At 63.6% G+C, this 8,817-nt stretch carries 6 protein-coding genes; 3 read left to right on the forward strand and 3 right to left on the reverse strand.

What is annotated here, in order from left to right; genetic code table 11:
- Positions 1-585, forward strand: a 585-nt coding sequence (locus I5W_RS14575) for a response regulator transcription factor (RefSeq protein ID WP_044529761.1), incomplete at its 5' end; no start/stop codon positions are given.
- A 9-nt stretch (positions 586-594) separates the two neighbouring features.
- The gene (locus I5W_RS14580) at positions 595-3,309 is read left to right on the forward strand and encodes a hybrid sensor histidine kinase/response regulator (RefSeq protein ID WP_252717029.1); all 2,715 of its coding nucleotides are present in this window, start codon (positions 595-597) and stop codon (positions 3,307-3,309) included.
- On the opposite strand, the gene I5W_RS14585 is transcribed toward I5W_RS14580, so the two are convergent.
- From I5W_RS14585 to I5W_RS14595, 3 genes are all read right to left on the reverse strand, one after another.
- Positions 3,306-3,524, reverse strand: coding sequence for a hypothetical protein (locus tag I5W_RS14585; protein ID WP_252717030.1), 219 nt, complete (start codon positions 3,522-3,524; stop codon positions 3,306-3,308). The two genes, I5W_RS14580 and I5W_RS14585, sit on opposite strands and share 4 nt — an antisense overlap.
- Before the next feature lie 261 nt (positions 3,525-3,785).
- Positions 3,786-5,570, reverse strand: coding sequence for a sensor domain-containing phosphodiesterase (locus tag I5W_RS14590; RefSeq protein WP_044529764.1), 1,785 nt, complete (start codon positions 5,568-5,570; stop codon positions 3,786-3,788).
- Positions 5,571-5,619: 49 nt separating this feature from the next.
- Positions 5,620-7,347, reverse strand: coding sequence for a methyl-accepting chemotaxis protein (locus I5W_RS14595; protein ID WP_044529765.1), 1,728 nt, complete (start codon positions 7,345-7,347; stop codon positions 5,620-5,622).
- A 258-nt stretch (positions 7,348-7,605) separates the two neighbouring features.
- On the opposite strand from I5W_RS14595, the gene I5W_RS14600 reads away from it, so the two are divergent.
- Positions 7,606-8,604 (forward strand): MerR family transcriptional regulator, encoded by a 999-nt coding sequence (locus tag I5W_RS14600; RefSeq protein WP_044529766.1) that lies wholly within the window; start codon positions 7,606-7,608, stop codon positions 8,602-8,604.
- Positions 8,605-8,817 lie beyond the last annotated feature (213 nt).

Below are 8,817 nucleotides of genomic sequence, written 5' to 3' on the forward strand. Positions count from 1 at the left end.
CCGGTCTACGATGGGCTCACCAGTTGTCGCCTGCTCAAGGCCAATTCGAGTACGCGCAACATCCCGCTGATCTTCCTCTCGGCAGCCGCCGCCACCGAAGAAAAAATCACCGGGCTGAGCGCGGGCGCGGTGGACTACATCACCAAGCCCTTCGATTTCGAGGAAGTGCGGTTGCGCCTGTGCGTACACCTGCGCACGCCGCTGCACACCGAACCCTTGCCAACGACCACCCCCTCGGTGACGCCGGGCCTGCACAGCGGCTCCAGTACCTTCGACATGGTGTTGTTCCAGGCCGCACGACGGTTGATGCTGGACAAGCTGGACCAGCCGCTGAGCTTGAATGCCCTGGCCGCCGCCGTAGGCACCAATGCGCGACGCCTCTCCAGCGCCTTCAAGCATTGCGCGGGCGTGACCGTGTTCGATTTCCTGCGTGAAGAACGCATGAAGGAAGCCCGACGCCTGCTCTCGGAAAGCACGCTGGACATCGGCGCCATCGCCCTGGCGCTGGGCTACAGCAACACGGCCAATTTCTCCACGGCGTTCCGCGAGCGTTTTGGAATGCCGCCCAGCCAGTTCCGCCGTTGACACGAACTGATGCGGTTTCTGTATCGAAGGCCATGGCGGCTCCTGCTCTGCTGCCTGCTGGTGTGGTTTGCCGGCCCGCCGCAGATGGCGTGGTCGATTGATCTGGCGCGCATTGCCCAGAGCATGAGCGTGACGCAGCAACTGCAATTGCTGCGCGACCCCGATGGTAAGCACCTGCTCTCCAGCGCCATGGACAGCACGCAATGGAGCGCCATCACCGCCCCGCAATTGCAGCAAGGCTACAGCACAGGCGCCTTCTGGCTACGCGGCCAGTTGCGCAATGACAGTACCGCTCCCGTGACACGCTGGTTGGGGCTGGGCTCGGCGCGCCTGCAGGATGTGCGGCTGTACCTGCCCACTGCGCAGCAGGCCCAGACGGGCTGGCGCGACGTCACGCCGCAGTATGCCGGCACGCTCTATCCCCTGGCCTCACGCCAGGTGCGCAGTCGCGCCGCGCTGTTCCCGATCACGCTGGCAGCGGGCGAAGAGCGCATGGTGATCCTGCGCGTGGCCGGCGATTCGGCCCTCGATCTGGCCGTAGCGCTATGGGAACCTTCGGCATTTCGCCAGGAAGAAGGCCGGGAACTGGCGATCCAGGCTTTCGTACTGGGGGTGGCATTGTTGCTGGTGGCTTATGCGCTGATCCAGGGCATGGCCTGGCGCGATCGCGGCTTCGTGCTGATGGCCGCATGGGTGCTCACGGCGCTGGCCTACATCGGTGCCTTCCAGGGGTATCTGCATCTGTACCTGGTACCGGGTGGCGAGGCCTGGATCGTGCGTGCCCCGGCCGCGCTGGGCTGTCTGATGACCCTGCTGTATGTGCGGATGAGTTACGTCCTGGTCGGATTGGAGCAACTGCGCGGGTGGAAGCGCATCTATGCGCTCATGAATGGCGTGCTGCTGGCGATAAGCTGCTGGACCGCACTGGGCGACTACCGCAGCACCGCACCACTGGCCAATGCCTCGGCCTCGCTGGCCTACCTGATCTGGCTGGCCTCGATGCTGCACGGCTGGCGACGCGGCCTGCCCAATGCGCGAATGCTGGTGCTGTCCTTCGCGCTGGCCTGGCTGGGAATCTCGTTCAAACTGCTGGAGCTCAATGGCCTGGTCGACCGTAGCCTGCTGCCGGACTGGCATTTTGCGACCCTGTTCCAGATGGGCCTGTTGTGCATGACCACGCTGATGGTCATCGGTCGCGCGCTGGAGCTGCACCGCAAGCACGACCAGATGCAGTGGGCCATGCTCTACCTGCGCGTGCGCGAACAATTGAAGCTGGAACAGGCCGTCACCGCCCGCACCCGTGAGCTGCGCGAAGCCCTGGAGGCGGCCGACCAGGCCAATCGCGCCAAGACCGGTTTCCTGACCCGCATCAGCCACGACTTGCGCACCCCGCTGACCTCCATCCTCGGCTTTGCCGACATGTTGCAGACCGGTGGCGATGAGCGCGCGCGGTATGGCCGCATCATCGTGCGCAGCGCGCGCAACATGCTGGCCATGGTCAATGACCTGATCGATTATGCCCGTGGCGACCGGCTCGACCTGCCGCAGCCGGTGCCGCTCTACGTCCACGCCTTGCTGCACGAGATCGGTCAGGAAGCGGCCATCCTGGCCCAGCGCCAGCACAATGGTTTCGGCCTGCAGGTGGCACCGGAACTGCCGCCGGTACTCAAGCTCGACGCCCGGCGCGTGCGCCGCATCCTCGGCAACCTGCTCGACAATGCCGCCAAATATACCCGCGACGGCAGCATCACCCTCCAGGTACAGTGGCACGCCGCCTCGGCGCAATCGGGCATGGGTGTCATCGAAATGCGGGTGGCCGATACCGGTTGCGGCATCCCGCTGCATTTCCAGACCCGCGTGTTCGAACCCTTCGAACGCGCCCATGCAGACCGCACGCAACCTGGCATCGGCATGGGGCTGGCCATCGTGCGCCAGTGGATACAGCAGATGGGAGGGCAGATCGCCCTGAGCAGCCAGCCTGGGGTGGGCACCACGATGACGCTGCGCCTGCCGGCGGCCATCGGCAGCGAACACGAAATCGCCCGCCACGATGCTCCCGAAGACAGCTGCACCCGCCCCCTGATCGATGGCACCGGCCGACTGATACTGGTGGTGGAAGACAATGCCGACATCGCCCAGTTGCTGGGCGATCAATTGAGCAGCGTGGGCTTTGCGGTGGAATTGCTGGCCGACGGCGAAAGCGCCATCGCCCGCATGACGCAAGCCAACCAGCCCGAGATAGCGCTGGTGTTGACCGACTACCTGTTGCCCGGGGTCCATGGCGACGTCGTACTGCAAGCGGCACGGCGGCATTTGCCGCAGGTGCCGGTATTGCTGCTGTCAGCCACCTTGCAGCCGGAACGCGTCAATGGCGATGAAGAGCAATTCGATGCCTGCCTGCTCAAACCGGTCAACTTCCTGGAACTGCAGGAAACCCTGGGACGCTTGCTGGACCTGGGAAAAATCGACGCCGGCGGCGCCAGCGAAGGCCTGCCGATGCCCCTGGCCCGTCCGCCCGAGGCCAGCCTGGAGCAGGCCCTGGCCTTCATCGAGTACGGCGCAGTGTCGGATCTGCTGGACTGGTGCGATGCCTTGTTGCAGGAGCACCCGCACTGCGCCGGCTTCGAGACGATGGCGCGGCAGTTGGTGATGATGGGGGATTTGTCGGGGCTGGAGAGTCTGTGTCGGCCGTTGGATCGAAGAGATGCAAGGCTGGACGACTAGTCTCGCTCTCTACCTCGTTGATCCTCTGTGGCATTTTCTTCTTCCGGCCGGCTGCGCGCCAGTTCGGCGTTGCGCTGGTTGATCTGGTATTGCTCCTCGGCGTGCTGGTAAGCCAGTTGCTCCTTGGGTGAACGGCTGCAGCCGCTCAGCGCCAGAGTCAACACGGCAGCCACGGCCGTGAGGGCAAGCGGAAGGGGGGCGGGACGGGATCTCATGAGGGTCTCCATTGTCGTATTTCTGCACGGCAATATACTCCTCACCAATTCTCATCGCAAGCTGGGTGCGATTGTCAGGGCCGCCTCAGGTGGCGCTTGCGCCCGGTCAAAGCCGATACGGGCCATGTATGAAGATTTGCGCCACCACCTCCCCTGCAGCAAGGTGTTCGAGGCACTGGTACATGGTCTATATGAATATTCTGACAACCATGCCACCCCCCCTGCTCATGGAGCAGCAGGCACCGAGCAATGAACTGCGGCTCAATCGCGCGCCGCGATCCAGTCCCAGGTATCGGCCGCCGACATCGGGCGCGCAATGCCATAGCCTTGTCCATACTCGCAGCCCAGGTGCTGCAGGATGCGCCGGCAACGCTCGGTCTCCACCCCTTCGGCCACCACCGCGAAGCCCAGCTTTTGTCCCAGATGGATCATCGAGGGCACGATCTGCTGGTCGGAATAATTGCTTTCCATGTTGCGGATGAAGGACTGGTCGATCTTGAGATAATCGGCCGGAATATTCTTGAGGTAGCTGAGGTTGCTGAAGCCCGCACCGAAATCATCGATGGCGACCTTCACGCCCAGGCGCTTGATCTCCTGGATCTTGCTGTAAAGCTTTTCGGGATGCTTGCTCATCGCGCTTTCGGTGAACTCGATCTCGATCAGACCAGCCGGCAGGCGATGTCGGCGCAACTGCACCGCCAGTGTCTGTACCAGGTCGTCATTGTCGAAGTCGCGCGCCGAGACATTGATGGCCACCGGAATGGCCCGCCCCTGGCGCGCCCAGGCGGCGGCCTGTTCGATGCCATGCTGCAGCACCCACAAGGTCACCTGGCGGATCAGCGCACTCTTCTCGGCCAGCGGAATGAACAGCCCTGGAGAGATCACTCCGTGCACCGGATGACGCCAGCGCAACAAGGCTTCGACCCCGGCGCACTGCCCCGACAACAGACCTACCTTGGGCTGGAACTCCAGCCATAGCTGATCGGAGGAAAACAGCGCCGCAGGAATGGCCGAGAGCAGTTCGAAGCTATGCTTCTGCATCTGCCCCAAGGGTTGCTCATAATGGCAGCGCCGGCTGCCGCATTCGCGCGCCACATCGGTGGCCGTCAGCAGCGACGGCACCAATTCATCGGCATCGGTACATTGCGACAGCGGCACGATGCCCACCGACACCTCCAGGTGATGCGGAATGCCCTGATGCTCCACCGTCCGCGCAAAGGCGCGCTCGACTTGCCGCGCCTGCTCTTGCCAGCGCTCCTTGCGCTCCAGGTAGGCGAAGCTGGTGGTGCCGATGCGATAGAGCGCAACCTCGCCCAGCGCCTGGCGCAAGCGTTCCGTGGCCTGTACCAGGAAGCCCTCGACGTAATCCCAGCCGAGCGCCTTGATCATGTCGCCCAGGTAGACCTGATCACAGATGTCGACCGCCACCGCCGTGAGCTTGTCGGAAAAGACTTCGCTGCTGCCGGCCAAGGCCTGCAGGCTTTGCAGGTCGACCAGCAGCCGGCTGCGATTGGGCAGCGAGGTCAGGCTATCGACGTAACTGGACACGCGCAAACTATCCAGGCGGGCCATCACGATGGCCGCCAACTGCGCCAGCGTGTCGGCCTGGGCCGCGCTGAACTGCGCGCGCGGCGACTTGCCGATCAGGCACAGCGTGCCCAGGCGCAAGCCATCGCTAGCCAGCAAGGGGGCACCGGCATAGAAGCGGATGCCTGGTTCGCCGGTCACCAGCGGGTTGTCGGCGAAGCGCGCATCCTGAGTGGCATCGAGCACCACCATCACCTGCTCCTGCTCGATGGCATGGCTACAGAAGGATTGCGAACGCGGCGTGCCTGCCGCCTCCAGGCCGCGCCGCGACTTGAACCACTGGCGATGCTCGGCCACCAGCGACACCAGCGCGATCTCGGTGTTGAACAGGGTGGCCGCCAGTTCGGTCACCAGGTCGCACAATACATCGGGCTGGGTGTCGAGCACGCAATAGGTCTCGAGCAGGGCCAGGCGGTGTTGCTCCTGCACGGCTTGATCGGCTTGCGGGAAGGGCCCCATCCATGGGGGCTCGAGTCGGAGGATATCTGCGTGCATGGGCCAGGCCGAATCAGAAGGTCACCCAGTCGTCGGAGGCGCCGCTCATCGCCCCTGCGCTCATGGGTGCGGCCAGGCGTGGCTGACGCGGCTCCCTGCGCGGCTTGAGCGGTGCCGGGACAACGGCCGGGGTCTTGACCACAGGCGCTACGCTGGAGGTGCTTTGCAGGGGCTCCTGTTCAGCCTGGGCATCAAGGCGGAAGATGCTCACCGCCTGCGCCAGCTCCTGCGCCTGCTCCTGCAGTGATTGCGAAGCCGCCGCCGCTTGTTCCACCAGCGCCGCATTCTGCTGCGTGACCTGGTCCATCTGGCCCACTGCCTGACTGACCTGTTCGATACCGCTGCGTTGTTCCTCGCCGGCTGCGCTGATCTCGTTGATCATGCTGGTCACCCGTTGCACGCTATCGACGATCTCGCGCATGGTGTCACCCGCTTCATTGACCAGCACGCTGCCCGACTCCACCTTGGCCACCGAGTCGCTGATCAAGGACTTGATCTCCTTGGCAGCTGCCGCCGAACGCTGCGCCAGGCTGCGCACTTCGGTGGCCACCACCGCAAAGCCGCGCCCCTGCTCACCGGCCCGCGCCGCTTCCACTGCGGCGTTGAGCGCCAGGATATTGGTCTGGAAAGCGATGCCATCGATCACGCTGATGATGTCGACGATCTTGCGCGAGGATGCATTGATTTCTTCCATCGTCTGCACTACCCGGCTGACCACGCCACCGCCACTGCTGGCGATGTCCGAAGCAGCCTGTGCCATCAGATTGGCCTGGCGCGCATTGGCGCTGTTCTGTTGCACGGTGGAGGTGAGTTCTTCCATCGAGGAAGCGGTTTCTTCCAGCGAACTGGCCTGCTGTTCGGTGCGCGAAGACAGGTCGAGGTTGCCGCTGGCGATCTGGGACGAAGCGGTGGCGATCATGTCGGTGCCGCGGCGCACGCCGGAGACGATACGCACCAGGCTGGCATTCATATCGCGCAAGGCGGCCAGCAGTTCGCCGGTTTCATCACGGCTGGTGACCTCGATACGCGCACTGAGGTCGCCCCCGGCGACTTGCCGCGCCAGACGCACCGCCACGGCCAGCGGGCGGGTGATGTGATTGGACAGCCACCAGGCCAGCAGCATGGCCAGCATCACCGAGATGATGCCGCCGATGATGAGGGTCTTGCCGGTCAAGGCTTCCATCTGGTCCGCGGCGTCGCTGCGTTGCTGCAGCAACTGGCTTTCGGCGTGCTCCATGTCGGCGAAGATGGCACGCATATTGTCCATCTCGGTCTTGCCGCGACCACTCTGAGCCAGGGCTATCAGCTTGCCCATCTCCTCGCGCCCCTCACGCACGGCGCGACGCAAGGCGATGGCGGGCTCAATGGCGGTGCTCATCCAGCGCTGCTGGGCATCGGCCACCTGTTGCAGGCGCTGCTGTTGGGCGGGATTGTCCGCGGTCAACTGGCGCGCTTTTTGATAATGCTGCTTGAAGCCGGCCAGCCCCTGTTGCAGCGGCTCCAGCGAAGCCTCCGCACCGGTCAGGGCGAAGCCGCGTGCACCGGTTTCGATGTTGATCAGACTCTCCAGCATCAAGCGCATTTCTGCACGGACTTCATAGCTGTGGTCGTTCATGTCATTGGCCGCACCCAAGCGCGCAAAATTGACATAGGCCACACTGACCAGGAGGACCAGGATGGCCGCAACCAATCCGAAGCCGATATAAAGACGGGTACCGATTTTCAGGTTCGATAAAGTCATGATGGTTCTTTCCGGGGGACAGCAAGGTTTCTCTGGGGACCGGCAGCCCGTACAGGACGGGAGGAATCACGCCGGCTCTTGTTCTGTTCTTGGTGTTTCACATTCCTGCAAAAGCGTGACATACTGATAAAAATCACAAAAACAAACAGAATATTTCCTAGGTTTTGCATGATAAACATCAATATGCAACGTCTTTGAACGGATATCATCAAAAAATATCCGTACATTTTGAAATATTTTTCTAATAGAAAGATGACAATGACCAGCAAGCACCTGCCCACCGAGGACAGCCCCGATCTGTCCGACCTGCCATTGCTGCGCCCCGGTGCCGTGGCGCGGCAACTGGGCATGTCGGTGGAGACCTTGCGCGCCTGGGAGCATCGCTACGGTCTCACCTCCTCGCAGCACAGTGGCGGCGGGCAGCGCCTGTATTCGCAGGAAGACCTGCAGCGCCTGGGCTGGATCAAGAAGCTGGGCGATGCCGGCCACCGCATCGGCAAGCTGGCCACGCTGACGCCGCAGGACTTGCAGGCGCTGGCCCAAAGCCTGCCCGCCGAGCACGCAGCGCCGCCCTCGACGATGGCCACCGGCGGCATGAGAGTCCCGCGCCTGGTGCTGGTAGGCCCATGGATTTCCACCAAGGCCAGCCGCCAGGCATTGACGCAGCAGCAGTTCAGCATCACCGCCGCCGTCGAAACCCTGGAAGAACTGGACCTGCCGGCCTTCGAGGCCGACCTGCTGGTGCTGGAAAGCGCGGTATTGGGCCACGACCTGGAAGACCGCCTGGACAGCCTGCATCACTCCTTCATCCAGGTGCCGGTGGTGATCCTGTACCGCTTCGGTTCGCCCGAGATGGTGGCGCGCCTGGTCCAGGCTGGTCACCGCCTGGTGCGCAAGGCCATGGACGGCATCGACGTGGAGTGGCTGTGCGATCTGCTCAAGCGGGTACCGTTACCCACCACGGCCCATATCCTGGGCAGCGCGGAAGAGAGTTTGCCCGCGCCGCGCTTCAGTGAAAGCACGCTGGCTGCCATTTCGGAACAATCCGACCAGATGCAATGTGAATGCCCGCGCCATCTGGCCGAACTGCTGACCGCCCTGATCGGCTTCGAACGCTACAGCCGCCAGTGCGAAGATGAATCCGAGGAAGAAGCCGAACTGCATCGTACCCTGTGCATCGCCGCCGGCCAGGCAAGACTGCCCTTGGAAGAGGCGCTGCAACGCCTGGCGCGGGTGAAGGGAATCACGCTGACCTAGCCCCCCTCCTCCATCGCAAAAAAAAGCGCGCCCCGAAGGACGCGCTGCTTGCACTCGATACTGCGTCAGAACTGTTCCCAATCCCCATCGACCGCGGCTTCCGCCTGCACGGTCGGCTGGCGGGCCGGCGCGCTGGACGCGGAACTGGGCTTGGCGACCGGCTTGCGCGGCAAGGCGGCGGGCCGCGGCGTGACATCCACTTGCGCGGTACGC

This window comes from Herbaspirillum sp. B65 (assembly GCF_000333555.1).
Classification (GTDB): domain Bacteria; phylum Pseudomonadota; class Gammaproteobacteria; order Burkholderiales; family Burkholderiaceae_D; genus Herbaspirillum; species Herbaspirillum rubrisubalbicans.

What these genes read in the sequence shown, in the direction of transcription:
- I5W_RS14580 (WP_252717029.1), top strand. Translation starts at nt 595, where the DNA reads ATGCGGTTTCTGTATCGAAGGCCATGGCGGCTCCTGCTCTGCTGCCTG.
- I5W_RS14585 (WP_252717030.1), bottom strand. Translation starts at nt 3,524, where the DNA reads ATGAGATCCCGTCCCGCCCCCCTTCCGCTTGCCCTCACGGCCGTGGCT.
- I5W_RS14590 (WP_044529764.1), bottom strand. Translation starts at nt 5,570, where the DNA reads ATGGGGCCCTTCCCGCAAGCCGATCAAGCCGTGCAGGAGCAACACCGC.
- I5W_RS14595 (WP_044529765.1), bottom strand. Translation starts at nt 7,347, where the DNA reads ATGACTTTATCGAACCTGAAAATCGGTACCCGTCTTTATATCGGCTTC.
- I5W_RS14600 (WP_044529766.1), top strand. Translation starts at nt 7,606, where the DNA reads ATGACCAGCAAGCACCTGCCCACCGAGGACAGCCCCGATCTGTCCGAC.